General features: G+C 40.9%; 16 protein-coding genes and 1 pseudogene. 15 read left to right on the top strand and 2 right to left on the bottom strand.

Features of this window, described 5'->3' with window-relative positions; all coding sequences use genetic code 11:
* Nucleotides 1-19 precede the first annotated feature (19 nt).
* The 6 genes from HC965_RS05665 to HC965_RS05640 all read left to right on the top strand — a co-directional run bounded on the left by HC965_RS05665 (nucleotide 20) and on the right by HC965_RS05640 (nucleotide 11,580).
* Complete coding sequence (locus tag HC965_RS05665) at nucleotides 20-1,861, top strand: RagB/SusD family nutrient uptake outer membrane protein (RefSeq protein ID WP_191030538.1); 1,842 nt, start codon at nucleotides 20-22, stop codon at nucleotides 1,859-1,861.
* 40 nt (nucleotides 1,862-1,901) lie between these two features.
* Complete coding sequence (locus HC965_RS05660) at nucleotides 1,902-4,661, top strand: SusC/RagA family TonB-linked outer membrane protein (protein WP_191030537.1); 2,760 nt, start codon at nucleotides 1,902-1,904, stop codon at nucleotides 4,659-4,661.
* A 13-nt stretch (nucleotides 4,662-4,674) separates the two neighbouring features.
* On the top strand, nucleotides 4,675-6,351 hold the full coding sequence (locus HC965_RS05655; protein ID WP_191030536.1) for a RagB/SusD family nutrient uptake outer membrane protein: 1,677 nt from the start codon (nucleotides 4,675-4,677) through the stop codon (nucleotides 6,349-6,351).
* 191 nt (nucleotides 6,352-6,542) lie between these two features.
* Nucleotides 6,543-8,447: a heparinase II/III family protein gene (locus tag HC965_RS05650; protein ID WP_191030535.1), complete on the top strand. Its 1,905-nt coding sequence runs from the start codon at nucleotides 6,543-6,545 to the stop codon at nucleotides 8,445-8,447.
* 10 nt (nucleotides 8,448-8,457) lie between these two features.
* A complete protein-coding gene (locus HC965_RS05645; RefSeq protein WP_191030534.1) occupies nucleotides 8,458-10,008 on the top strand; it encodes a sulfatase in 1,551 nt (516 codons plus the stop codon).
* Nucleotides 10,009-10,104: 96 nt separating this feature from the next.
* Nucleotides 10,105-11,580: a glycoside hydrolase family 30 beta sandwich domain-containing protein gene (locus HC965_RS05640; RefSeq protein WP_370539967.1), complete on the top strand. Its 1,476-nt coding sequence runs from the start codon at nucleotides 10,105-10,107 to the stop codon at nucleotides 11,578-11,580.
* An 88-nt stretch (nucleotides 11,581-11,668) separates the two neighbouring features.
* Here HC965_RS05640 and HC965_RS26840 read toward each other — a convergent pair.
* A pseudogene (locus HC965_RS26840) lies at nucleotides 11,669-11,863 on the bottom strand (DNA-binding protein); the annotation flags it as partial.
* 560 nt (nucleotides 11,864-12,423) lie between these two features.
* On the opposite strand from HC965_RS26840, the gene HC965_RS05635 reads away from it, so the two are divergent.
* From HC965_RS05635 to HC965_RS05610, 6 genes are all read left to right on the top strand, one after another.
* Nucleotides 12,424-14,229, top strand: coding sequence for a transglutaminase-like domain-containing protein (locus HC965_RS05635; protein WP_191030533.1), 1,806 nt, complete (start codon nucleotides 12,424-12,426; stop codon nucleotides 14,227-14,229).
* A 40-nt stretch (nucleotides 14,230-14,269) separates the two neighbouring features.
* On the top strand, nucleotides 14,270-15,319 hold the full coding sequence (locus HC965_RS05630) for a hypothetical protein (protein ID WP_191030532.1): 1,050 nt from the start codon (nucleotides 14,270-14,272) through the stop codon (nucleotides 15,317-15,319).
* A gap of 6 nt (nucleotides 15,320-15,325) precedes the next feature.
* Nucleotides 15,326-16,786 carry a hypothetical protein gene (locus HC965_RS05625; protein ID WP_191030531.1) on the top strand — a complete coding sequence of 487 codons (1,461 nt, stop codon included), beginning with the start codon at nucleotides 15,326-15,328 and terminating at the stop codon, nucleotides 16,784-16,786.
* 7 nt (nucleotides 16,787-16,793) lie between these two features.
* Nucleotides 16,794-17,252: a hypothetical protein gene (locus tag HC965_RS05620; RefSeq protein ID WP_191030530.1), complete on the top strand. Its 459-nt coding sequence runs from the start codon at nucleotides 16,794-16,796 to the stop codon at nucleotides 17,250-17,252.
* 26 nt (nucleotides 17,253-17,278) lie between these two features.
* A complete protein-coding gene (locus HC965_RS05615; protein WP_191030529.1) occupies nucleotides 17,279-18,844 on the top strand; it encodes an O-antigen ligase in 1,566 nt (521 codons plus the stop codon).
* 130 nt (nucleotides 18,845-18,974) lie between these two features.
* Nucleotides 18,975-19,121: a hypothetical protein gene (locus tag HC965_RS05610; RefSeq protein ID WP_191030528.1), complete on the top strand. Its 147-nt coding sequence runs from the start codon at nucleotides 18,975-18,977 to the stop codon at nucleotides 19,119-19,121.
* Here HC965_RS05610 and HC965_RS05605 read toward each other — a convergent pair.
* Entirely contained in the window at nucleotides 19,102-19,722 is a 621-nt protein-coding gene (locus tag HC965_RS05605) for an HU family DNA-binding protein (protein WP_191030527.1), read from the bottom strand. The genes HC965_RS05610 and HC965_RS05605 overlap by 20 nt on opposite strands.
* A 321-nt stretch (nucleotides 19,723-20,043) precedes the next feature.
* Here HC965_RS05605 and HC965_RS05600 point away from each other — a divergent pair, with 321 nt between their 5' ends.
* The 3 genes from HC965_RS05600 to HC965_RS05590 all read left to right on the top strand — a co-directional run bounded on the left by HC965_RS05600 (nucleotide 20,044) and on the right by HC965_RS05590 (nucleotide 25,140).
* A complete protein-coding gene (locus HC965_RS05600) occupies nucleotides 20,044-20,610 on the top strand; it encodes an RNA polymerase sigma factor (protein WP_191030526.1) in 567 nt (188 codons plus the stop codon).
* Nucleotides 20,611-20,724: 114 nt separating this feature from the next.
* Entirely contained in the window at nucleotides 20,725-21,672 is a 948-nt protein-coding gene (locus tag HC965_RS05595) for a FecR family protein (RefSeq protein ID WP_191030525.1), read from the top strand.
* Nucleotides 21,673-21,804: 132 nt separating this feature from the next.
* The gene (locus tag HC965_RS05590; protein WP_223854731.1) at nucleotides 21,805-25,140 is read left to right on the top strand and encodes a TonB-dependent receptor; all 3,336 of its coding nucleotides are present in this window, start codon (nucleotides 21,805-21,807) and stop codon (nucleotides 25,138-25,140) included.
* The last annotated feature ends 5 nt before the right edge of the window (nucleotides 25,141-25,145 follow it).

The raw sequence follows: 25,145 nt of genomic DNA, 5'->3' as shown, positions 1-25,145 counted from the left end.
AAAATGGAGAATAAACGATATGAAACCACTTAAAAGATATTTTCATGGCTTGATGTTGGCTACGTTATTGACTACAACAATATCATGTGAAGACTTTGCACTAGGTGAGAAATTTCTTCAGAAGCCACCCAGTTCTGATGTAACCATCGATACCATTTTCTCTACGGCCGAATATGCACGCCGTGTATTATGGAACAGTTATGGAAATTTACCCTATACTTTTAATGCGAGCAATCAATACACAAATTCGGTCGGATTATGGTATGGTATTCTGGAAGGATTGACTGACCTTTGCAATTCATCTTTGACATGGGATGGAGTGAATATTAATTATTATAATGGCTCTTACAATGCCGGCTCCGAGGACAAAGCCAACGGTACCAAATATAAGTTTACGGCACGCAATGGCTGGAAGAGCATCCGCATGGCCTGGGTATTTATTGAGAATGTGGATAGAGTGCCTGATATGGGTGCGGACGAAAAATCCCGTTTGAAGGCAGAAGCTAAGATTGTCATCGCTACCCAATATGCCGAAATGCTCCGTCATTATGGCGCATTGCCTATTGTGGATCATGCGATTGAAGCGGATGACGCACAATTACCCAGACGTGGCACTTTGCAAGAGACGGTAGATTTTATCATCCGTATGCTGGATGAAGCTATTGCCTGTAAAGAATTACCTTGGTCTGTTACCGAAGAAGAGTCTGATAACTGGAGCGGACGTTTGACCCGTGCCTCTGCTATGGGATTGAAAGTTCGTGTTCGCCTGTTTGTGGCAAGTCCGTTGTTCAATTCCGATGCTCCTTACTATGAGGGCGAAGCTTCTACCAAGCTGATGACTTGGTTTGGAGGTTACGATGCAAAACGTTGGGAGGATGCAGCCAATGCCGGCAAAGAGTTTTTTGATGAGATGAAAAAGGAGGGATTCTATGGCTTGGTAAAAGAGGCTGAGCCGCGTATGGCATTCCGTGATGCTTACTATACACGCGGTACTACGGAGTCGCTGATTTCGGTACGTCGCCACTATCGTACCAACAATATTGGTGGTATCATGCAAGGAGCACGTTGGGGTGCCTGGGGACCTACAAAAGAATATTTCGATATGTTCCCTATGGCAGATGGCAGTGATTTTGATTGGAACAATCCAGAACATAGCAAAAACCCGTTTATCAACCGTGACCCACGTTTAAGTGAAACTATTTTATTAGACGGCGATATCTTTGGTAGTGGAAGAGCCGATATTTGTAGAGCCAAATCGGATGATAAGACTAACTATCCGGCAGGTATACATTATAATAACAAGACTGTCAGCTTGGACGATAAAGGGCTTACAACCAATGGTATGGCAGCGCGAAAATTCTTGCTTGACCGCCAAGGAGAGTGGAAGAACCGGGTGATCCAGTGGCCGTTACTACGTTTAGCGGAAGTTTATTTGTCGTATGCTGAGGCGCTTAATGAATGCAACCGCACCGCCGATGCTTATCCTTACATCAATGCAGTGAGAAACCGTGTGGGCTTAGGTGATTTAAAAACCGGTTTGGATAAAAAAGATTTCCGCGAGGCCGTACTTCGTGAGCGGGCTTGTGAGTTCGGATACGAAGAGGTTCGCTTTTACGACTTGATTCGCTGGAAGCGTGAAGCCGATTTCACCAAACGTTTGCATGGCCTTTATTTTTATCGCCATGTAGTGCCTGAGGGAACTGATAAATTTGCCGGTGAATATAAATTTGATTTCCCGCAACTGACAGCAAGAGCCTGGCAGAAAGCTGGTGGATTCACACCGAAGTGGTACCTGAGCGCCTTCCCTGCCACAGAGATAAATAAGGGATACGGACTGGTACAGAATCCGGGTTGGGAATAAAATAAAATTTATTATTGAATAAAGTAATCATACTATCCTTATGGAAAAAAGTATAAAGCTATTAATTGCAGGGCTATTGTTTTCTTCTGTTTCAGTAGCTCAGATAGCAGACAGCATACAACATTATGGACGGGGTATCTCGTTCAACAAGAAGGAAGCAACTACCGCCGGAGGCGTGGCGACTTCAGAGCGCTTGAGCCACAGAACGAGCACGGTAGCCTCTAATTCCCTGTTTGGCTTGATTCCTGGTCTTCAGGTATTGCAGAATGCGGGAAACGAATGGGAAAACGGTGCTACACTCTATATCCGTGGTTTGGGCACTACCAACGAAAAGAGTCCATTGATATTGATTGATGGTTTTGAACGCAGCATCGATAATCTGGCTGTACAGGACATCGAATCAGTGACTGTACTTAAAGACGCCACTTCACTTGCTTTATATGGCATTCGTGGTGCCAACGGAGTGGTTTATATAACGACAAAGCGCGGCTATGTAGGCAAACCAGTCATCACTCTCGACTATGAATTCAAGATGGGTACTCCGCATCGCCTGCCTAAGTTTGTAGATGGGTATACTTATGCGCAAGCCTTGAATGAAGGATTGAAGAATGACGGATTGTCTCCTCGATATACAGACAGGGAACTGGACGCTTTCAAGAATCAGACATATCCTGAATTTTACCCCAATGTAGACTGGATGGACGAGGCGCTGCGCGATCACAGTTATGGCAACAACGTGAACTTCTCTATGCGAGGTGGTGGCGATAACGTTCAGTATTTCGCTCAGTTGAATTATTTGAATGATAAAGGTATTCTACAACCAACGGATGACAATGATGGATATTCCACTCAATTCAAGTATTCTAAACTGAACTTTCTGACCAATCTGGATGTGAAGTTGGGTGCAACTTCCAAATTGGAACTGAGTCTCCGTGGTAATTTCGCTGAAGACAACCGTCCTTATACTGCTACTACCGATATATTCAATGCATTGTATCAGGTTCCCGCCGGCGCCATGCCGATAAAAACCTCTCATGGGACTTGGGGAGCTACCTCCATCTATGGCAATAATCCGATCGCACGGATTTCTGGTACCGGTTATGAACGTGGGCAATCCCGTAATCTCTATGCTGACGTAAAATTTGTGCAGAAGTTGGATTTTATAGCCAAAGGTCTGTCGGCTACCGCACGTATCGGCTTGGACAACGAGGCACGTTATTGGGAACGCAACCAGCGCAAATTTGCCAGTGAAGAAGCAACTATGGGATGGGACGGCGAGAAAGACCAATACAAGAAACTGACAGATGAGACTCCCCTGGACTTTACCAGTAGCATCAAGGACGTTGTTCGCCATCTCAATATAAATGTGCAGGTAAATTATGACAGGAATTGGGGTACCGATCACAAATTGAATGCCACCTTGTTCTATGCGATGGATAAAATGACTAAACGTGGTCAAAATGCCGGCAGAGCTTATATGGATATTGTGGGGCAGGCTCACTATACCTATAAGAGTCGTTATTTGTTAGACTTCTCATTGTCAGGTTCCGCTTCCAGCGTACTTGATCCCGATAAGCGTTGGGGTATCTTCCCTGCCATCGGTGCAGGCTGGATATTATCAGAAGAGAGTGCTCTGAAAGCTGACTGGCTGGATATGTTGAAACTCCGTGCTTCGTATGGTATCGCAGGGCGTGCGGATTTTGGCACCCAGCTTTTCAGAAGCTCATATAGTGGAGGTAGCAGCTACTTCTTTGGTGACACTCCGACATCTATTGGTGGATTGAAAGAGTCCCGCCTGGCTGTGGATGGTTTGACCTATGAGAAATCCCATAAACTGAATGCTGGCTTTGATTTCATGGCCTGGAGACGCCTTTCTGTTACGATAGACGGATACTATGATCATCGAACGGATATCCTGGTGGATGGCGACGGTGCTTTATCTTCAGTATTGGGTATTGCTACTCCCTCCATCAATAACGGCATTGTAAATAGCTATGGTGTGGAAGTAGCTGCCAGTTGGAATGACAAGATTGGTAATGTGTATTATCAGTTGGGAGGACAGTTCAGTTTCAACCGCAACGAAATCAAGGAAATGAATGAGGTTTATCGCCCTTATGATTATCTGAAACGTACCGGCCACTCTATAGGACAATACTTCGGTTATGAAGTAGAGGGAATTTATAAAAGCCAGCAGGAGATTGACGAACGTGAAGTGAAGCAAGTTTTGGATGAAGTACAGCCGGGTGATTTGAAGTTTAAAGACCAGAATGGTGATAAGATAATTGATGCGTACGATCAGGTAGCTTTAGGATATAACAACATCTGCCCGGAAATCTATTACGGTTTCAACCTGGGTGCCGAGTATAAAGGATTCGGATTTACTGCCTTGTTTCAGGGTGTAGCAAATTATAGTCAGTTACTGGATACCCGCAGTATCTATCGTCCGTTGGTCAGCAACAATACCATTTCCCAGCATTACTACGACAATCGTTGGACAGCAAGCAATCCGGATGGCAAATATCCCCGTTTGACTTACAACGGCTCGAAAAATAACTATAATACCAACTCCATGTGGGTGGCAGATGCTTCATTCCTGAAACTGCGTACTTTGGAGGTATATTATCAGTTGCCCGAAAGATGGATAAAAAGTCTCCCCGGCGTAAGCCAGGCAAGAGTGTTTGCCCGTGGACATGATTTGTTCAGCATTGACAAGATGGATGGTGTGATAGATCCCGAATTGACAGGAGCGAGTCACCCGTTGATGTCTCAATATACTTTTGGCGTTAATTTACGTTTCTAATAAACTAAGCGAAATGAAACATATGAAATTTAAATATATAGCACTGCTTTTGCCGGCTTTCGTTTTGGGTGGATGCGACTTTATGGACTGTGACGAGTCGACCGACTATCAAAAGCAGGACATCTTCGAGAGCTTTGACCGTTCAAAAAAGATGGTGACCAACATTTACAGTTATTTGCCGCAGGATTTTTGCAACACATCGGACGCTATGCTCGATGCAGCCACCGATGATGCTATCCATGTCTATAAATCTTCGGCCATCCAGTATTTTGTTAACGGTACTTGGTCGGCCAATCATTTGGTGGATGATGTGTGGAGCAAGTATTACACAGCTATCCGTTCGGCCAACTTGTATTTGAAGGAAGCTGAAGGACAGAATTTTGAAGACTGGGAACATTCTAAAAACTATGAGGATATGATGAAAACTTACAGAAACTTTCCATATGAAGTTCGTTTTCTCCGTGCTTTCTATTACTTTGAATTGATAAAGCGTTATCACAATGTGCCTTTGGTGACAACTGTCCTGACGCAAGAAGAAGTGAATGAGGTAATACCTGAAAGTTGTGAGAAAGTGGCGCAATTCATCATGCAAGAGTGTGCAGAAATAGCTCCGATACTACCTGTTAGCTACAAGAGTGGTTTTGCCGATAAAGAAACAGGGCGCATCACCCGTGGTGCAGCATTAGCTTTGAAAGCAAGAGTGGCTCTTTATATGGCAAGTCCGCTTTTCTCTGCCGACGATACTGACAAATGGGAAAAAGCTGCCAAAGCTGCTTATGAAATCATCGGTTCGGCTTCCGAACTAGGATATAAACTAGATAAGTTTGCCAATCTGTTCGGAGCAGCTAATAATACAAGTACAGAAGTTATCCTGGCTCGTTCTACCGGTGAAAACGGAGATTTTGAAAAAGCAAACTTCCCGATGGGAGTAGAAGGCGGAAAAACCTCTACCTGTCCGACACAGAACCTGGTGGATGCTTTCGAGATGAAATCATCCGGAAATGAGTTTGATTGGAATAATCCTGCAATGAAGGCTAATCCATATGCCGACCGCGACCCTCGTCTGGCTATGACCGTTGTTTATAACAATATGGAATGGCCGGCTGCGAAGAAAGTGGAAATATGGGAAGGCGGCGCAAACGGACTTCCGCTGGCTAATGCCACTACCACCGGTTATTATCTGCGCAAGTATGTCAACAAAGATATCAGTTTTGCTTCCGGATCTACTGTTACCAAGAAACATCACAACTGGATTCTTTTCCGTTATGCGGAAGTATTACTGAATTATGCGGAAGCAATGGCGAATGCTTACGGTCCGGATGTCGCAGGTGACGAAACATGCCCGATGACTGCTCGTGAGGCGGTAAATCAGGTTCGTAATCGTTCGGATATAAAAATGCCCGCATTTCCTACAGGAATGTCTAAAGAGGACTTCATCAAACGTCTGAAAAATGAACGTCGTGTGGAACTGGCTTTTGAAGGACATCGCTTTTGGGATATTCGTCGTTGGAAAGACTTGAGTAAAACAGCGGATATTTACAGAGTGAAGATAGAAAAGACTGGTGATAACTTCAATTATGCCAAACTTCTTCATGAAACCAGGACGATCACGGACAATCTTTATTTCTATCCGATTTCCAATACGGAAAAGTATAAGAATCCCAATTTGGGACAGAATCCGGGTTGGTAGTAGAACCGTTTTTATAGTAAGCTAAGAAGAGCGTTTTCTGAGATTTCATAATCAGATGTATGTTACACAGACCTACTTTCCTCTTGTTGGGAGTAGTAGGTACTGTGTAACTACTATAAACGAGAATGAATAGCCATGCTAAACATAGTATAGAAAAAGGATGTATTTTTACGTGAAATAATAAAATAAACATGAAAAGATTGGCGCTGTTATTTCTTGCATTTTTGTGTGCAACTGTCACATTTGCTTATACGGAACGTAATCTATTACAGAAACAAGCAGATATGAATAGCCTAAAGGATGTTTTGGTGTTGAACCAACAATGGGTCACCTATCCCGATTATACCGATCGTGCCGGATGGGATACATTCTTGGGAACATTTAAAGACGAATATATCCGGCGTGGAGAAAAATTATTGGATTATCAGTGGCAAGTGGTGAAAGCTACCGATTATCTGGCTTTTGAGCGTACAGGTAATCGTTCGATGATGGAAAAGCCTTTTGGTGAAAATAATAATGCCATCATCGGTTTGCTGATGGCGGAACTCGCCGAAGGAAAAGGACGCTTTCTCGACCAACTGGCAAATGGCGTATTCCATACCTGTGAAATGACTTCATGGGCTCTTTCCGCCCACCTCATTACGCAGCCTTCTTCCCGTTCTTTACCAACGTACGATTATCCTCTCATCGATCTTACCTCCGGTGATCTTGGCGGATTATTGGCATGGACCTACTATTTTATGCACGATTCGTTCAACAAAGTGGACCCGGAAATCTCACGTCGGTTGCGTCACGAATTGCAAGTTCGTATTCTTGATCCATATATGAATAACGACTCGTTTTGGTGGATGGGACGCAATTACAACGGACGTATGCTCAATAACTGGAATCCTTGGTGTAACAGCAACGCACTGATGTGCTTTATGCTTCTTGAAAATGACCGCGACACTCTGGCGAAAGCTGTTCATCTGACAATGGAATCGGTAGATAAGTTTTTGAACTACATCAAAGCGAACGGGGCTTGCGAAGAGGGCCCATCCTATTGGGGACACGCTGCCGGAAAAACACTTGACTATCTGGAACTTCTCTCGGACATCACCGGTGGGAAGGTTAGCATCTTTCAGGAACCAATGATAAGAAACATAGGAGAATATATTTCACGTTCTTATGTAGGCAACGGCTGGGTCGTGAACTTTGCTGACGCATCAGCGCGTGGTGGTGGCGATGCGTATCTCATTTACCGTTTCGGCAAAGCTGTAGGTAGCGATGAGTTAAAAGGATTTGCCGCCCTGATGCGCAAATCGCCTTCTTTACCTTGGAATGGCCGGGATGTCTTTCGTACCCTGGCTTCCATCGCTATTGACAAAGAATTGCAGCAGATAGAGCCTGAGCATGAAATTCGCCCTTTCACCTGGTATCCTGAAACTGAATTTTGCTATCTTTCTGCAAAAGAAGGAATATTCTTAGCAGCAAAAGGTGGATATAATGACGAAAGCCATAATCACAATGATGCAGGCACTTGCTCGGTTTGGTTCAATCAGACCCCCATACTGATTGATGCCGGTGTAGGAACTTATACACGCAAGACATTCAGCAGTGAGCGCTATACCATCTGGAGTATGCAAAGTAACTATCACAATCTGCCCATGATAAACGGAGTATCCCAAAAATATGGCAGAAAATATAAGGCAACCGAAGTAAAAGCATGGAAAAACGGCTTCTCTGCCAATATAGCGACAGCTTATCCCAAAGAAGCAAAGGCGAAAAAGTGGACACGCTCTTATAAAATAAACAATAGGCAGGTACAAATCAATGATTCCTTTGAACTGGAAGAAGCTATAGTTCCCAATGTAATCAACTTTATGACTTGGGGAGAGATAGACCATCAGGAAAAGGGAAAAGTGTATATTAGGGTAAAAGACATAAAAGCGGAATTACGTTACAATGCAGAAGAATTTGAGCTAAACGTCGAGACGAAAACCTTGAAAGACCCACCACTCGTAAAGGTGTGGGGAAATACAATCTATCGCTTATCGTTCAAAGCAAAGACTCAAGCCAAGAAAGGCAACTATTCATTCGTGGTAAAAAAACTATAGCATACAAGAAATGGAAACAACTTTAAAAAGAATAATGTGGAACGTTCCTGTCATACTTTTAACAGGAGTATCCATACAGGTCTTCGGACAGGAACAACGCCCGAATCTAGTCTATATATTTCCCGACCAATATCGACTGAACGCACTGAGCCTGTGGAGTGATCCCGAATATCGGGATATACTGAATACAGTGGGCGATCCCGTACATACACCTAACCTTGACCGATTGGCCAAACAGAGTGTCATATTTAACCGGGCTTGCAGTACCTGCCCGTTAAGTAGCCCCCACCGGGCTATGCTAATGACCGGCATGTTCCCTGAGACAAACGGAGTACCTACCAATTGCTACAATGGAAGGCCGGAGGGCATTCATGAAAACCTAATCTGTTTTACTGACGTGCTGGCCTCAGCCGGTTATGAAACGGCTTATGTGGGAAAAACACATTGGAATCGCACAGAAGCATTATTCGACAAGGACGGGAATTATGTAGGCACCACCGAAAAACCGGGAGGGCACTGTATATTTCCATACGATACATATATCCCTGAAGGCAGAGGACGCAAAAGTAATAAATACTGGTTCCAGCAACTAAAAGACAATCATTTTAATGCCGCAGCCTACTCCAATCGTCCGGAACTAGTGAATGGAAAGAAAGACGGTGAAGCTTACCGCCCATATCGATTTACTTCGGCAGTGGAAGCAGATGTGGTAATCGGATATCTGCAAAATAAATCAGGACAACGTGACGCGTCCAAGCCTTTTAGCCTATTTTGGAGTCTGAATCCTCCCCACACCCCCTATTCCAGCATTAAGGACTGTAAAGAGGAAGTGTTCAACCAATATTATAAGGACATGAAAAAAGAAGATTTGCTGCTCCGTCCCAACGTGAAGTATGGAGAAGGCACGCAAATCAAGAACGTGAACAAACTAATTTTGGAATCTAAAGTCTATTTCTCCCTAATAAAAAGCGTAGACGATGAGATAGGTCGTGTACTGAAGGCACTGGATGAAGAAGGGCTGACGGACAATACCGTTCTGGTGTTCGCGGCCGACCATGGAGAGATGATGGGCAGCCATGGTCGCATGGCCAAAGGAGTAATTTACGACGAGGCTTTTGCTATTCCATTTTTTGTGCGTTACCCAAACAAACTGAAACCGCAGGTTAACGACCTAATGCTTGGGGCTACGGACATCATGCCGACAATGTTAGGCATGATGAACTTAGGCGACAAGCTGCCTGAAACCGTGAAAGGAAAGGATTATTCGCAAGGTATTATCACCGGAAAATTCAAAAAAGTAAAGAAGCCGATTTCTTCATTCTATTATATGCAGAAAGAAAAAGGAGTACGTACCGAGCGTTATTCGTATCTGGTGACGAAAGAAGGAAACTATCTGTTGTTCGACAATCAAAAAGACCCTTATCAAATGAATCCGTTGAAGTTGGAAGAGACTCCAGCCAAACAAATGAGGCTATTGAAAAAAGAACTGGGTAATTGGTTAAAAGTGTCGGAAGACAGTTGGGCGAAAGAACGGAAGTTCCCCGAAAGAATACAGTACTAACTGTCAAAACAACGATAACTTCCATTCACCGGTATAGAACAACTTGAAAAGAAAAATAGAAGAAACGGTGCAATTGTAAATTAAATTATTTCAATGATGAATCTAAAAAGAATATTAATACTGAGTGGGCTTACAATAAGCCTGACCGGTATGTACGCCCAATCCTTTACATGGATCAGCAGTACGGAAGGGAATGTTTGGAAAGAAACTGAAGTGAAACTTCAAACAAAGAGTAATCAAACACCTGTTTTAAAAGCGGATACCAATGAAAGTATCCAAACCTTCAAAAAATGGGGAACCTGTTTCAATGAATTAGGTTGGGACGCACTAAACATGCTATCAATAGATGACCAGAAGGTGGTGCTAAACAATATTTTTGCTCCTGACGGCGAACTAAAATTCTCTATGGGACGTATTCCGATGGATGCCAACGACTATGCACGCAACTGGTATAGCTGCGATGAAGTGCCGGGTGACTTTAAACTGAATTACTTTAATATCGACCGTGATAAACAAACCCTTATACCTTATGTGAAACGGGCGCTAAAGGTGAATCCTAATATGACGTTTTGGATTTCTCCCTGGTCACCTCCTTCTTGGATGAAAGTGAATCATTATTATTCTGTAAAAAGTAAAGCAGGGGTAAACCAATTACCTGCTCAAGCAGAGATAGCTCTTTATGAAGGGATTGAAAACGTAGATAAGAAGTTCTATCCAAAGCAGGTGGCAGAGAACGACTATTTCATTCAAGACCCACGCTACTTACAATCTTATGCTGACTATTTCTGTAAATTTGTATCAGCTTATCAGAAAGAAAAGATTCCAGTGAACCGGGTGATGTTTCAAAATGAACCATGGGCTTATTCCATTTACCCCGCTTGCGCATGGACTCCTGAAGGTATTATTCGCTTCAATGTGGAATATTTAGCTCCTACTTTGAAGAAACAACTGCCGGAAATAGAACTTTATCTGGGTACACTGAATACAAACCGCATCGAATTGGTAGACAAGATTCTCTCCGATCCCCGCATGAAAGATGCGGTGGAAGGTATTGGTTTCCAATGGTGGGGAGGACAGATCCTGCCGGAAATACGCAAAAAATATCCAAACTATAAATATATGCAGACTGAAAGTGAATGTGGTTCAGGTACTTTCGATTGGAAAGCAGCCGAACACACTTTTAACTTGATAAATCATTATTTGGGTAGTGGATGTGAAGAATATACTTTTTGGAATGCCATCTTGTGTGATGAAGGAACCAGCGGTTGGGGATGGAAACAGAATGCATTAGTTCGAGTAGATTCGAATACTAGTTCCGTTATTTATACTCCGGAATATTATGCTGTAAAGCATTTTAGCAACCGGGTTGTTTCCGGTACGAAGATTTTGCAATATAAAGAGAAAGGTGAAGATAAGCTACCTGTTATGGTATTTCTGACTCCTGACAATAAGTTCTTGGTAGTAGCCGGAAACTTTAATGATACCCCACGACAGCTAACTGTACAAATAAGAAATAAATATTTAGATGTTACTTTACAGGGACATTCTTTTAATACATTTAGTATGAAGTAATTTAAGGATAAATGAAGAGCAAATTCCATCTGAAAAGAGGAAAATTGCTCTTCATTGAATATCAAGACAGGATATTTATTGGATACCCCTAATCAGCAGGCGGTATAATAAAATGCATCTGATTGCCGTGCCCTACCCTTTTGATGATGCCTTCGTCCGCAAATGATTTAAGGTCTGCCAATGCCATGTTCTTGAGCCGTCCCGTCAGTTCCGTATACGTTGTCCTTGTGATAAATCCATGTTGCCGGATATGTTGCAGGACAATCTTTTCCGACTTTTCTCTTTAGCTCACAAAGTCTGTTTTTAATCTCCACACGAATATTGACTTCCTCAATAATCTTATCAAGTACATTCGCGCGGATTCAAACGCTCATCAGCAAAAATTGAAGAACAAGAAAATAAAAGATATAATAGGCTGTCCCTTTTTATCGGACGGACAGACTTTAGTCTGTATAAGATTCAAGAAATTGATTAAGTAAATATGCAGATTTTTTTCGTAATCTTACTATAGATAACTCACAGACTAAAGAGAAGAAAGTAAATAGTATGTCACTATAGTCAAACGAGGTAAGAATCGACTGTAAAGAACATCTCAACCATGTAATAAAAAACGACCAATATCATAATAGGAAATCTATCTACCGAAGCATAATTGCAATGTGTTATTTCTATTTCAAAATACATAATAGAACACATAATACAAAAAATCACAAATCAAGGATAAATTATTTTTAAAAAGAGCCTTATGCACAATTTTATCACATTATTGTATTTTATCGTACATCTATCCCAATATTAGTAGCGACCTTTGCAGGCGTAAAAAACACTTGATATTCAAATACTATGAGAACAATTCTATCATTTATTTTATTCATCTTTTTATTCGGATGTACTTCTACCGATGAAAATAATGCATGGAAAATAGCCAAACGATCTAATACAAACCGTAAAGAACTTGTTAAATTTCTCGACTACTATAAGGTAAAAGGCGATAAAGAAAAATATAAAGCTGCTTGTTTTTTAATATCAAACATACCCAACAAATATTCTTTAAGCGGAAGAGAGAAAAAGCGGATATATGATATAGATATAGTAAAAGCTGACTCTCTTATAGAATCGTTGGAATACTCCTTTTGTTTAAAAACAAAGTGCCCTTATTTACAAAACTACACATTTGAACAATTTTGTGAATACATCCTCCCTTATCGAGTAGCCAACGAGCCTTTACAATATTACTGGAAGTGGGATTGTGTAAAGCACTTCAGCAATGGGAACAGTAATGATATGGCAGAAGCAGCACAAAATATTAATGCACAAATCAAACTCAAATTAGCACCAGAGTTTTACAAAGATTCCCTACAATCATATACATCTCTTATACAAACAAAGTATGGCAAATGCGACGACAGAAGCACATTAGTTGTTATGGCTTTACGCTCAGCAGGTATTCCCGCCGCATTCGAGCTAGTTCCATATTGGGGAAGTAGCAACAACGGGCACTCTTTTGCAGCAGCAATACTTCCAAATGAAAAAACCATATCTTTCCAAAACGAGAACAATAATGATATAAATGATTTACCTATTCGAAAAGTTCCAAAAATTTATCGGAAAAGTTACACAATAGTTTCTAATCAATTGCATGATACTATGGTATTTGATTTTCCGCAACTGTTTAAAGATTGTGATATTCGAGATGTTACAGGAATGTATTTGATAGGTTCTAAGACTATGGCACTTAATTACAATAAAAATAATATATCTTATTTATCGGTATTCTCCCCTAATGGGTGGATCCCAATTGCGGTCTCAACAAATGGCAAATTTTCCAATATAGGTACAGGCACCAAAATAGGAGAAGAATCAGAGGAAGCCTTAAATTTAGGCAATGGTATTTTATATCTACCTTCTATCTTCACAAACGCAGAAATAGCCCCTCTATCCCCACCTATTATTGTATCTAATGATAGTATTCGAGAAATACAACCCAATATCATGCAGGAAGAGACTATTACACTAACCCGCAAATATCCGTTAAATAAAAGAATAGTGAGATTTGCCCAAACGATGATAGGAGGTATTTTTGAAGGTGCCAACCGAATAGACTTTTCCGATGCAGAAGAACTGTACAAAATCACTAGTACCCCGGAAAGTCGAACACAAAAAATAAATATTACATGTAATACAAAATACAAATACATACGATATCGAAAGCCGAAAGGTATATTCAGCATAGCCGAATTTTCTTTACACCAACAAAACGGAACACTTATTTCTTCCTATCCAATAGCCTGCGAAGCTATCCAAAAAGATAGCACAATGATGGCTATTTTCGACAATAATCCCTTAACATATTACCAAGTAGATAGAGGCATAGACTTATGGATAGGGATGGCATTGCCTCAAGCGACTTCTATCGGAGCAATAAGTTTCGCTCCACGCAATGATGACAATTCTGTTGTACCAACGGATACCTATGAACTACTTTATTGGAATAAAGGTTGGAATAGTTTAGGTGAGAAATCCACGACAGAAGACCATATTACTTATAACAACGTACCCAAAAACGCATTATTATGGCTTCGAGATTTAACAAAAGGTAAAGAAGAACGTCCATTTACCTACGAAAACGGGCAGCAAATATGGTGGTAATAAGCACACTTTATTCTAACACATAAATAATAATAATTTTATGAAGAAAATTACTTTTTTTCTAGTCTTACTTCTATCAGGAAGTACCAGTTATTCACAGAGTATCTCTAACGTAGATATCAAAAAACATAAGGAATACCTGATGAAAACGTACAAAATTAATCAGCCAAAAGCCGATAAGTATCTCCAACTATTACTTCCATCTCTGGAAAATGAAAATGAACAGTTGAAAAACCAAAGAATTAGTTCTGTCAAATTTAAAGAGGAACAAAAGAAGCTTTACAATAAGTATGGTATAATGATCAGTCAAGTGTTCAGTAAAGGACGGTACAAGAGTTGGAGTTCCTGTACACAGGGTTTAGAACGATACCACATTTTAAGTGAAACGAAGTTCATTCCACGTGAGAAAATAAATACATTGTACAAAACAGAAAGTGAGTGGAAAAAAAAACGCGATCATATATTGGAGGGAAACGATGAAGAATATATTAAAATCGAAAAAACACAAAACATACTCACAACATTAAATAGTCAAATCCGTCAAATCATAGGAACAGAAATAGGAAACTGGTATATCAATTACAAAGATATGACTTTCAGGACACTTGAGAATATGGATAAATATGGAGCGACTTACAACGAAAGCTGGCAAATATCTCAAATAGAAGTTAACTGCTCAACACAACGTGCAAAAATATGGGAAGAGCGTCCCAAAAACAGGAATGAAAAATTGCAAGAGATTGAAAATTATAAATTAAGTGCTATAAAAAAAGCAGTTCCCCCACAGGTTGCAAAGAAGTGGATAGCAATTAACAATTCACAACTAGATTATGTGCTCGCCAAACGATATGGATTAAATAAGGTACAGATCAATCAATTTAAAAATGCATATAACATATATGCTATTGAAGAATATAAGATAATAAATGAGCAAAAGAAACTTTCTACAGCCGATAAAGCAGAAAAATTAAAAGTTGCAAACGAAACGTTCTTACAGAGCGTTCGTCCGCTATTCAGCAATAGCTCATATAAAAAATGGAGAGGAAAACGAATGTATGATTTGAATAAAAAAAAAGAATATAAAAGATAATATATTATGAAAATATCCTATATTTACACACTAGCATCTATAATGATAATAATGTTCTGTATTGTAAATTGTACAGATGAAGACTCAATAAAGCTAGATACGCAGATAGAAATGAAAGACTTTAGCTTGCAAGAAGCTAAAACTTTTTTTGAAAAACAATCAGAAGTAAGCTTGATAACGAGCCGTTCGCTAAACAATAAATCAATAACTCCCGGTGATTTTATCCCCAAATGGGAAGTTGCTATAGGCTCATCTAAGAATGGAATTGCATGTTACGATATTCCCATTACCCCTACCTATCAATACAAAGCAATTCATGTGGATGAAAAGAATGGCTTTCCCTCTGCAGGGAAAGTTAATATATATCAGAAATTAATAATTATAAAAGATCTCAACAGTAAAAGAATGGGGCAATATATTCTTACATTGATACCTTCAAAAACTTACGATAACAAATACTCTCATGACATTTGCAACAAATTCATAAATTGTGCAGACAAGGGAGAGTTTACAGGGATCGCTATTTACTCGTGCGTGTATTCTAATTTAACCGCCCGAGTGAGCCAATACAAAAATGGAATAAAAACTGATGGTGTATTCTTATTGAGTACCACATCAAAAACTGATTTTATCAGTAAATATGAACAAGCTCGCATGCTAGTATCCGCTATTACCGTACAAAGAAAAAATGTAGTGTTGACACGTGGAGAAGATGATTATGATTTTACTTATGATGGTGGTTGGTTAGACGATGTTATCGTTACTCCACCAGATTACAGTGAGTGGGGAGAAAACGAAATGGAAGACTGGATAAACTCCTCAAGACCTGATACTAGCCCAATAGACCCAGAGCCAGAGCCGGAAAATCCCGCTACCCCAGATGACGAATCCCAAGATAATTCTAATAACGATACAGAACAAAAGCCTATCCAAAGCCAAGATTTTATTGCGGCAAAAGATGACAAATTTGTCATAGCCAAATTACCAGATAGAATGGAAAAGCAAATAGGATACACATGTGTCACTTCCATAATTTCATACATAAAATTAACATTAGGTGGAACAGCGACTTATGATAGTAATGGAGTTTTAAAAGTAGATCACGGGACTATACTCCAAGAATATATAAATTATCAAATAGGGTTGAATCCCAATTTATCAACAGGAGCCATATTAATGGATATAATAGGAAATGGAATGCACATAGAGAAAATCGCAGGATTTGTAGATAAATTCTTCACTACTGTGCCCGCCGATAATATAACATTTGTAGAAGCTATTAACAATGGGTATATTATAATGACAACTATAAAATCAGAGATGGAGCAAAGTGCACATAATATTGCTGTAATAGGATATCACACTAATGGTAACCTTATATACATGGATCCAGAATATGGGTGCTGGAGGGAAGCCCCTGTTTCAGCATTGGGATTATATGCATACGTTATATCAGGAGTAAAATAGTATAAATATGAAAGGAATATTATTAATTTTAATGCTGTCGTGCATTTTTGCTTGTTCATGTCCTTGTTATTTAAAAAAGGATAAGTTATCGACTATGGATTTACTGACTCGAAAAAGTTGGTATTTAACAAAAGGAACATCACCCAATATTATAAATAAAGTAGTATTCAATAAACAAAGTACGAAAACACTTCTTTGGTTTAAAAATACTAATCCCCAAAAGTATCCTCATGCAGAAACCAAACTTACTGGTTCAGTCATGTATTATTTGTCAGACTCAATAGAAAGAACTTTTAAACTTGACAGGATAGGGAAAAAAGAGTATGGAAATTATATCATAAATGAAAATGGAAGTGTTATAGAAATAGTAAAGTTAAATTGTGATACGTTAATTATAAAAACAATTTATCCTGATACAGCTATTTATGTTGGTAATGGTCCATTGTTATATATTACAAAACCATAAAAACATAACGTGATTGTGATTACTCTATGCTAAGAAATCAACTTAACATAATAGATATCCTGTTATTGAGTTATACAGCAATAACAGGATTCTATTTCTGTTTGACATCAAAAAATGAATTTAACTTTTTTGAGATTACTCAATGGAGTGCATTTTTTCTATGCTATTGTATAGCAAGAAAAATATCGCAGAAACAATGGTGCTTATGGGGAATTGTTCTGTTAGGAATTATTGAAGCAACTATCGCAATTTGCCAAAAAGCACATTGGATAGATAGTTTCCATTCTACGTTTAATATGACAGGGACCTTTACCAATCCAGGACCATTAGGTGGTTTTCTAGCCATTGCAATGACTATAATTTTCGGATTTTACCTAGAATATCAAGAACATTCATGGACAAAACTTCTTCTACTCTTTATTATTGTTTTATTATTAGCCATAATTATACTTACTGATTCACGCGCTAGTTGGTTGGCAGCACTTTTCGGTACAGGCTATCTTATCTTCCTCAAGAAAAAGGAACATGGAAATTCACTAAGCAACATCTCAAAAGTAGGGATAATTATATTTGTATTATTATTTTCAGCTTTCGCTTATTACTACAAAAAAAATTCAGCAAACGGTCGCTTACTAATATGGCGTGTATCTTCTGAAATGCTGGCTGATGCCCCTTTAATGGGAAAAGGTATAGGTAATTTCAAAAAAGAATATATGCATTATCAGGCTCGATATTTCAAATCACATCCACATTCTTCATATGCAACGTTAGCAGATAACACAACTTATCCATACAACGAGTTTTTGCTTATAGGAGTAGAGCAAGGAATGGTAGGACTCATTTTTATTCTCTGCATTATAGTATCTGCATTAAAATACGCATCTTATCAAAACTATCATAAAATTTATCCAAGTAGCTTCATTACATTGCTCATTTTCTCTTTATTCTCTTATCCATCCAATGTAGTATTGCTATGGTTATTGGTTCCTCTACTACTAGGAGGCATACAATGCAAAAAAAGCAGAAGTATATCAACAAGTTATAAATTCCAACTAGTGGAATGGTTTGTTTATATATGTTTCCTGACACAATTCTTTTGGGGAAGTTATCGTTATTATGAACTAAAGAATAACGTAAAGAAACTATATTCATTATCACCACAAGAAAGCAAAAAAGCAAAAATATATCTAGAAAAGTCTCGAACGGAATTACAGTCGACACCACGTTTATTAGATGTGTATGCCCAATATTATTATCAGAACTTTCCGCCCTCCGTCAGCCTTTCTGTCTTAAAGCAAGCTACATCTATTATTCCAAGTTCTGAATTGTATTGTCATTTGGGAGATTCTTATAAGAAACTTAACCAGATGGACGAAGCTGTTGTATGTTATACCCTAGCCAGTGAAATGGTACCGAATCGCATACAACCTAAATACAAGTTATTTTGCTTGTATCGTGACAGAAAAGATACTATTCAAATGAAAAAAGCTGCTTTTGAAGCACTACATATAAAAGTTAAGGTAATGAATACTAAAACATTACGTATGAGAGGAGAAATCAAAAGCTCACTAAAACTTACAGATATCAATTAAAAGGCAAACAATAATAACCTTTCACCCTTACTTCAAAATGCTGGAAACTCCCGATGTCAAAGGGAATAATAAACTGACATTGTAAATAGCAGATGTCTTGTTGGTGAATGACACGCTCGATTAAGAAGCGATGCGTATCAAGTGCCGGATATTATTCAAGACGGGACAAAAGGGAGCTTCCAAAAGATGCTATGATAACTTCGTCGCAGAGCATACACGCTTATTGAACGAGAAACCGGCCATCAGTTACGAAGATATCATGGCTGAACTTCAGTAGCTGCCGGCGGTATAATAAAATGCATCTGATTGCCGTGCCCTACCCTTTTGATAATGCCTTCATTCGCAAAAGATTTAAGGTCGGTCAGTGCCATGTTCTTGAGCCGTCCCGTCAGTTCCGTATAAGTTGTCCTTGTGATAAATCCATGTTGGCGGATATGTTGCAGGACAACATTTTTCAGTTTCTCTGTGTCCCACTCTCTTGAGGTGTAGAAGCGTACACACTTCCTACGTTCCAAGTCTCCCCGGATACCTGTACGGAATTCCTTGGATGCGCGGAAGTTTACTCCATTGAAGGAAACGGAACTGGAACGAAGGTCATCCGTCTTTTCCACCAGTCGCGCCTTCACTTTGGCGGAGAAGAACCCAAACTCTGCCAGTTCCACCCGATAGCCTTCACCCAGATATTGCAACGTTTCGTTGCGCAACTCGGAAAGGATTCCTTCTATCACTCCTTCCTTGAATCCGGTTCTTTTGGCAACTGCCTGAATGAGACGCTTTGCCGTAATCGTTCCGTTATAAACAATGTCGGCATACATTGTTTCCGTTTCACCCTCTTTGATGGTCAACGGCGGTTTCTTCTTTAAATTGTAATAAGCCATATTTTTTTTCTACCTATAATTAAGACTTTTCAGTGCAGAGAATAAGGATTTTCAGTGCACAAAATAGTGCGAGTTTATGCGATCGGGAAGTCATCACCTTATAGGGTGACAAATATCACTTTATAGAAAGACAAATAGCATCTTATACCGTGACAAATGGCACTTTATAGAGTGACAACTCCTTAGAGAAACGAGAAAACTCGTAAAGATACACAATTAATCACCGAAAAGCAAGAGGGGGAACTTTATTTCTCCACACAGAATTATTGGATTTTAAATTATTTCAGTACATTTGTCTGCGCCTACATCTATACAGGAAGCATGAAAATAAACGAAATACAGTGCATAAAAGAACTACGCAACGGCTCTTATCAGGCTTTCACGCAGATTTATGAAGCCTATGCCGACCGACTTTACAGCTTCGTTCTTAAACAACTAAAAAATCGTTCCCTGACACAGGATATTGTTCAGGATACCTTTTTGCGCCTATGGGACAATCGTAGCCAACTGGATTGTTTCGGCAATCTGCAAGCCTTTATCTTCACTATTGCCAAACATCAGGTGATTGATTATTTCCGCAGGCAGGTCAACGAGCTGCAATTCGAGGATTTTATGGAATATTGCGAGAGCCGGGAGAGTGATGTCTCACCGGAAGACATATTGTTGTATGACGAGTTTCTGCAACAGCTCAAACAATCGAAGAAGGTACTCTCCCAACGGGAGCACGAGATTTATGAATTGAGCAGGGAAAAACATATCCCCATCAGGCAAATAGCCGAACAGCTGAACCTTTCCGAACAAACCGTAAAGAACTATCTGACTTCCGCCATGAAGATTCTTCGCAGCGAAATGATGAAGTATAATATTCTCTTTATTTTCTTCTTATAAGAAGCCACCTCACAAGACATTCACCCGCCTTTTTGATTTTTATGTTATAAAACACAAAGAAATCATAGTACTCTCCTATTTCATTCACGTATAACCAATAGAAACAGTAATAATATGCCTACACACTTTAAAAACTTATATCGCCAATACATGGAGAAGGGAGTTCCTTCTTCTGACTTCGGAGAGTTCAAAAAAGAACTCGATACTATGCCGGATGAAGAGCTTTGGAATACCATGATGGATATGGAAAAAGAATCTGTAACAGAAATCGGGATGCCACCCATGATGAAAAAGCAGATACGGAAGGAGCTACATCAGATTATATGGAGACGTCGTTGGATACAGTTTGCCAAGTATGCTGCTGTAATTGCTTTGCTCGTCACTTCTTCTTTCGGCATCTATACCTTATTCGAGACTCCCGATACGCAGCAGATGATTACCGCCAATGTGAAACCGGGCAGTAAATCGGAAATCATATTGCCGGACGGGACGAAAGTGCAGTTGAACGGCGCCACTACAATCACATATGATGTGAACAACTCCAGGCAACGACTGGTACACCTCTCAGGAGAAGCTTTTTTCGACGTAGCAAAAAACCCCGACTGTCCTTTCAGAGTGATAGCCAACGACCTGCAAATCGAAGTGCTAGGGACTTCTTTCAATGTAAACACCTATAAGAAGGATATCATCGAAACTTCCCTGCTCACCGGACGTATTAAAATATCCGGCGGCTCGCTTCCACAGGAGTATATCCTCACCCCCGGCGAAAAGGCGACCTATTCAGGCACGGACAAGGCACTTAGAATAACGAAAGCCGACGTCCACGTGGAAACCGGATGGTGTGACGATTATCTGATATTCGATTCCGAACCTCTGATTGATGTTATCGAAGAGATAGAGAGATGGTACGGAGTGGAGATAGAGCTAAAATACCCGCAAATCGGACAGGATTTGCTATCCGGCTCTTTCCGCCATGAAAGCATACAGAATGTAATCCATTCACTAAGCCTGCAATACAAGTTCAAATATGAGATACATAAAGATAAAATCACTATTTATTAACCCATTGAAAGAAAGGAGCCTATGGAGAACAGCCGGTAATTATATAAAAAAACAACCAAAGAATCGCCCAATCCTTTGGTTGTATGTAAGTCGATAAAATTAATCCATTAAACATGAAAAATAGTATCAACTATGAATTACACAAAGTTAATTTTTTCCTTTAGAAAGAGGAGACAGAATCTCCTTATTTTTAGAAACTTTACCATTTTACTTGTTGTGCTGGTTTTATTGCCCGCAGGGGTATTGGCACAAAAAGGAAATGTGTCGGTGAATATCAATAACGGCACGGTGAAAACGTTTATAAAGGAACTTGAGAAGCAGACTCGGTATACGTTTGTCTACCGAAACAATGTGCTCAACGACCAGGCGAAAGTAACCGTCAATTGTCAGAATAAGCCTATCGACCAGGTATTGTCACAGGTATTCACGCCGATGAATATATCCTGGTCGCTCAATAACAATACCATCGTACTGGTAAAGAAAGAAGCGCCACAAAAGAAAAGTGAGAAGAAGACCCTCAAAGGTACGGTGACTGACAGCAGAGGTGAGCCAATCATCGGCGCCAACGTGATACAGGAAGGTGGCGTCGGAACCATTACGGATGTGGACGGAAACTTCACTGTCACGGCAGACCCGGCGAAGCCGTTGAATATATCCTATATCGGGTATAAGAAAAAGGCAATCCGTATCGGGGCTTCCCCGACCATCCACATTGCGCTGGAAGAAGACGCGCACGTGATGGATGAAGTAATTGTCATCGGATATGGTTCGAAAACCAAACGGGATGTCACCTCTTCCATCGGTACGTACAAACCGGGGGACATCAATGTCCGTCAGGCATTGGGAGTGGATGAACTGTTGCAGGGACGTGTCTCCGGTGTTAATATTACCTCCGCATCCGGTGTGCCGGGAAGCAAGAACCGGGTCAGTATCCGGGGAATCGGGTCTATCACCGCAGGCAATGAGCCTTTGTATGTGATTGACGGAGTGCCTATCAACAATACTTCGGGAGATACCGGAGCATGGGGGGCACAGTCGATGAACGGTCTTAATGATTTCAACCCTGCCGACGTGGAGTCCATACAGATTCTGAAAGACGCCGCTTCCGCTGCTATTTACGGTTCGCGCGCTACGAACGGCGTGATTCTGATTACGACCAAGAAAGGAAGCAAAGGTCAGGCAAAGGTGAGCATCGACACGAATGTCAGTTTCTCCAACCTGCCAAGAACGGACAAGCTCGATATGGCGGATACAGACCTCTTTCTGGAAGTTCTGAATGAGGCTATTGATAATTATAATCTTCAGACGAACAGTACGCAAAGCCGAATTGACAACCCGGCTCCGGGAAAGGCGCAGACAAACTGGCTCGACCTGGTACTCCGTACAGCGGTCACTTACACTACGACCGCATCCGTATCTGGCGGTACGGACAAGACCAACTATTACCTGTCAGCCAATTACAAGCATAATGAGGGGGTGATTATCAATAATCAGCTCAAACGGTATAACCTGAAAGTCAACCTGGACACGGAGATAAAGAAATGGCTGAAAGTGGGTACTTCGTTAAATTTGAGTTATTCGCGCAATAACCGTGTGCCTACCGGTTATAATATCGGTACGAGCGTGATAACCCGTGCCATCGAACAGCGTCCGTGGGATTCGCCCTACCGCCCCGACGGGGAATATGCCGTAGGCGGAACGGAACTGGCCAATCATAATCCGATACAGGCTCTCAACGAAGAAGATGTGTATATTGACAACTACCGTGCCCTCGGTTCGCTCTATATGCTGTTCAATATCACGAAAGACCTGAACTTCAAGACGACTCTCGGAGAGGACTTCAACTACAAGGAGGAGCATATTTACTATACAGACAAGCATCCGTATGGCAACAAGGTAGGCAAGCTGATTGACGGACGAAACTCCTACGCAAGTACTTTGTGGGAAAACGTGCTGACTTACAAGCATTCATTCGAGGAAGACTTCTCACTGGATGTCATGCTGGGACATTCCATACAGAAAGACGTATCGTCCTCGTCCGCACAGACGGGTATCGGATTTCCTTCTTCTTCTTTCGATGTAAATTCCGTTGCTGCCGAATTCGCGGATGTAAGTACAGGGCTTTCATCGTTCCTGCTCCAGTCATTCTTCGGCCGTGTGAGCCTGAACTATAAAAACCGCTATCTGCTGACCGGAACGATGCGTACAGACGGTTCTTCCAAATTTATATCCAACAATCGTTACGGATATTTCCCATCTGTCAGTGCCGGATGGAACTTGGGAGAAGAATCCTGGTGGAAGTTTCCGCAGACGGATGTCAAGCTGCGTGCCAGTTGGGGTTGCACGGGTAATCAAGGCGGTATCGGTTCTTATGCCTATCAGGCACTAGCCGGCGGCGGTTACAACTACAATGGAGAGAATGGTCTGGGACTGACTACCGCAGGCAATCGCGACCTCAAATGGGAGAAAGCGCAACAAGGGGATATTGGTGTAGACCTTTCGTTCTTCAAAGGAGCTATCACGTTCACAGCGGACGCATTTATAAAGGATACGAAGGATTTGCTTTATCAGAAGCCCACTCCCGCCACATCGGGTTATACGAGCCAGGTATGCAATATCGGTTCCATGCGTAACAAAGGACTTGAGTTTACCTTAGGAGCCAATTTAGGCAAAGGAGCTTTCTCGTGGCATTCGGACTTCAACATCTCTTTTATCAGAAATAAGCTGACCGCCCTTCTCGACAATAACGAGATATTGACAACCAGCTCCATGCACGCCCTGAAAGTAGGTGAACCGATAGGTTCTTTCTATATGATTAAATGGAAAGGAATTTACCAGTCGGACGACGAAATCCCTGCCAAGATTTACGAGCAGGGAGTAAGAGCCGGAGACTGTATCTACGAAGATGTGGACGGCAATGACGTTATCGACGAGAAAGACAAGCAGTTTGTAGGTTCAGCCAATCCTAAATTCACCGGTGGATTCAACAATACATTCAAATATAAAGGGCTTGACCTGAGCGTATTCTTTACCTTCTCATCGGGAAACAAGCTGTATGAGCTTTGGACGGGTGGTCTGCGAATGGGTAACGGCACATGGCCGATACTGAAATCTTCCGCAGAATCCCGCTGGACAGAGCCGGGAAGTACGAACAAGAATCCGCGTGCCATCTACGGCTACACATGGAACTCAACGAAGTTTGTCAATACCCGGATGCTGCACGACGCGTCCTATATCCGGTGCCGCACGGCTTCTATCGGCTATAGCCTGCCCAAAAGTTGGATTAACCGGATACATATTGACAATCTCCGTGTCTATTTCCAGGCCGACAACCTTTTCGTAATCACGAAATGGCCGTATCTGGATCCGGAAGTAAATGTAAGCCTTAGCGCCACCAATATGGGATACGATTACCTCTATCCCTCACAGCCGCGCACGTTTACAATAGGTGTAAATCTTAAATTCTAACAGCT

Origin of the sequence: Bacteroides sp. GM023, from assembly GCF_014750685.1 — a bacterium.
Taxonomy (GTDB): Bacteria; Bacteroidota; Bacteroidia; order Bacteroidales; family Bacteroidaceae; genus Bacteroides.
Note: the sequence above shows the minus strand (reverse complement) of the source record. Positions and strands in the feature narration are given on the sequence as shown.

Bases quoted from the DNA above. Each gene is read 5' to 3' on its own strand.
- HC965_RS05590 (WP_223854731.1), top strand. From the start codon at position 21,805: ATGAATTACACAAAGTTAATTTTTTCCTTTAGAAAGAGGAGACAGAAT.
- HC965_RS05650 (WP_191030535.1), top strand. From the start codon at position 6,543: ATGAAAAGATTGGCGCTGTTATTTCTTGCATTTTTGTGTGCAACTGTC.
- HC965_RS05620 (WP_191030530.1), top strand. From the start codon at position 16,794: ATGAAAGGAATATTATTAATTTTAATGCTGTCGTGCATTTTTGCTTGT.
- HC965_RS05625 (WP_191030531.1), top strand. From the start codon at position 15,326: ATGAAAATATCCTATATTTACACACTAGCATCTATAATGATAATAATG.
- HC965_RS05635 (WP_191030533.1), top strand. From the start codon at position 12,424: ATGAGAACAATTCTATCATTTATTTTATTCATCTTTTTATTCGGATGT.
- HC965_RS05640 (WP_370539967.1), top strand. From the start codon at position 10,105: ATGAATCTAAAAAGAATATTAATACTGAGTGGGCTTACAATAAGCCTG.
- HC965_RS05660 (WP_191030537.1), top strand. From the start codon at position 1,902: ATGGAAAAAAGTATAAAGCTATTAATTGCAGGGCTATTGTTTTCTTCT.
- HC965_RS05645 (WP_191030534.1), top strand. From the start codon at position 8,458: ATGGAAACAACTTTAAAAAGAATAATGTGGAACGTTCCTGTCATACTT.
- HC965_RS05610 (WP_191030528.1), top strand. From the start codon at position 18,975: ATGCGTATCAAGTGCCGGATATTATTCAAGACGGGACAAAAGGGAGCT.
- HC965_RS05665 (WP_191030538.1), top strand. From the start codon at position 20: ATGAAACCACTTAAAAGATATTTTCATGGCTTGATGTTGGCTACGTTA.
- HC965_RS05655 (WP_191030536.1), top strand. From the start codon at position 4,675: ATGAAACATATGAAATTTAAATATATAGCACTGCTTTTGCCGGCTTTC.
- HC965_RS05615 (WP_191030529.1), top strand. From the start codon at position 17,279: ATGCTAAGAAATCAACTTAACATAATAGATATCCTGTTATTGAGTTAT.
- HC965_RS05605 (WP_191030527.1), bottom strand. From the start codon at position 19,722: ATGGCTTATTACAATTTAAAGAAGAAACCGCCGTTGACCATCAAAGAG.
- HC965_RS05595 (WP_191030525.1), top strand. From the start codon at position 20,725: ATGCCTACACACTTTAAAAACTTATATCGCCAATACATGGAGAAGGGA.
- HC965_RS05630 (WP_191030532.1), top strand. From the start codon at position 14,270: ATGAAGAAAATTACTTTTTTTCTAGTCTTACTTCTATCAGGAAGTACC.
- HC965_RS05600 (WP_191030526.1), top strand. From the start codon at position 20,044: ATGAAAATAAACGAAATACAGTGCATAAAAGAACTACGCAACGGCTCT.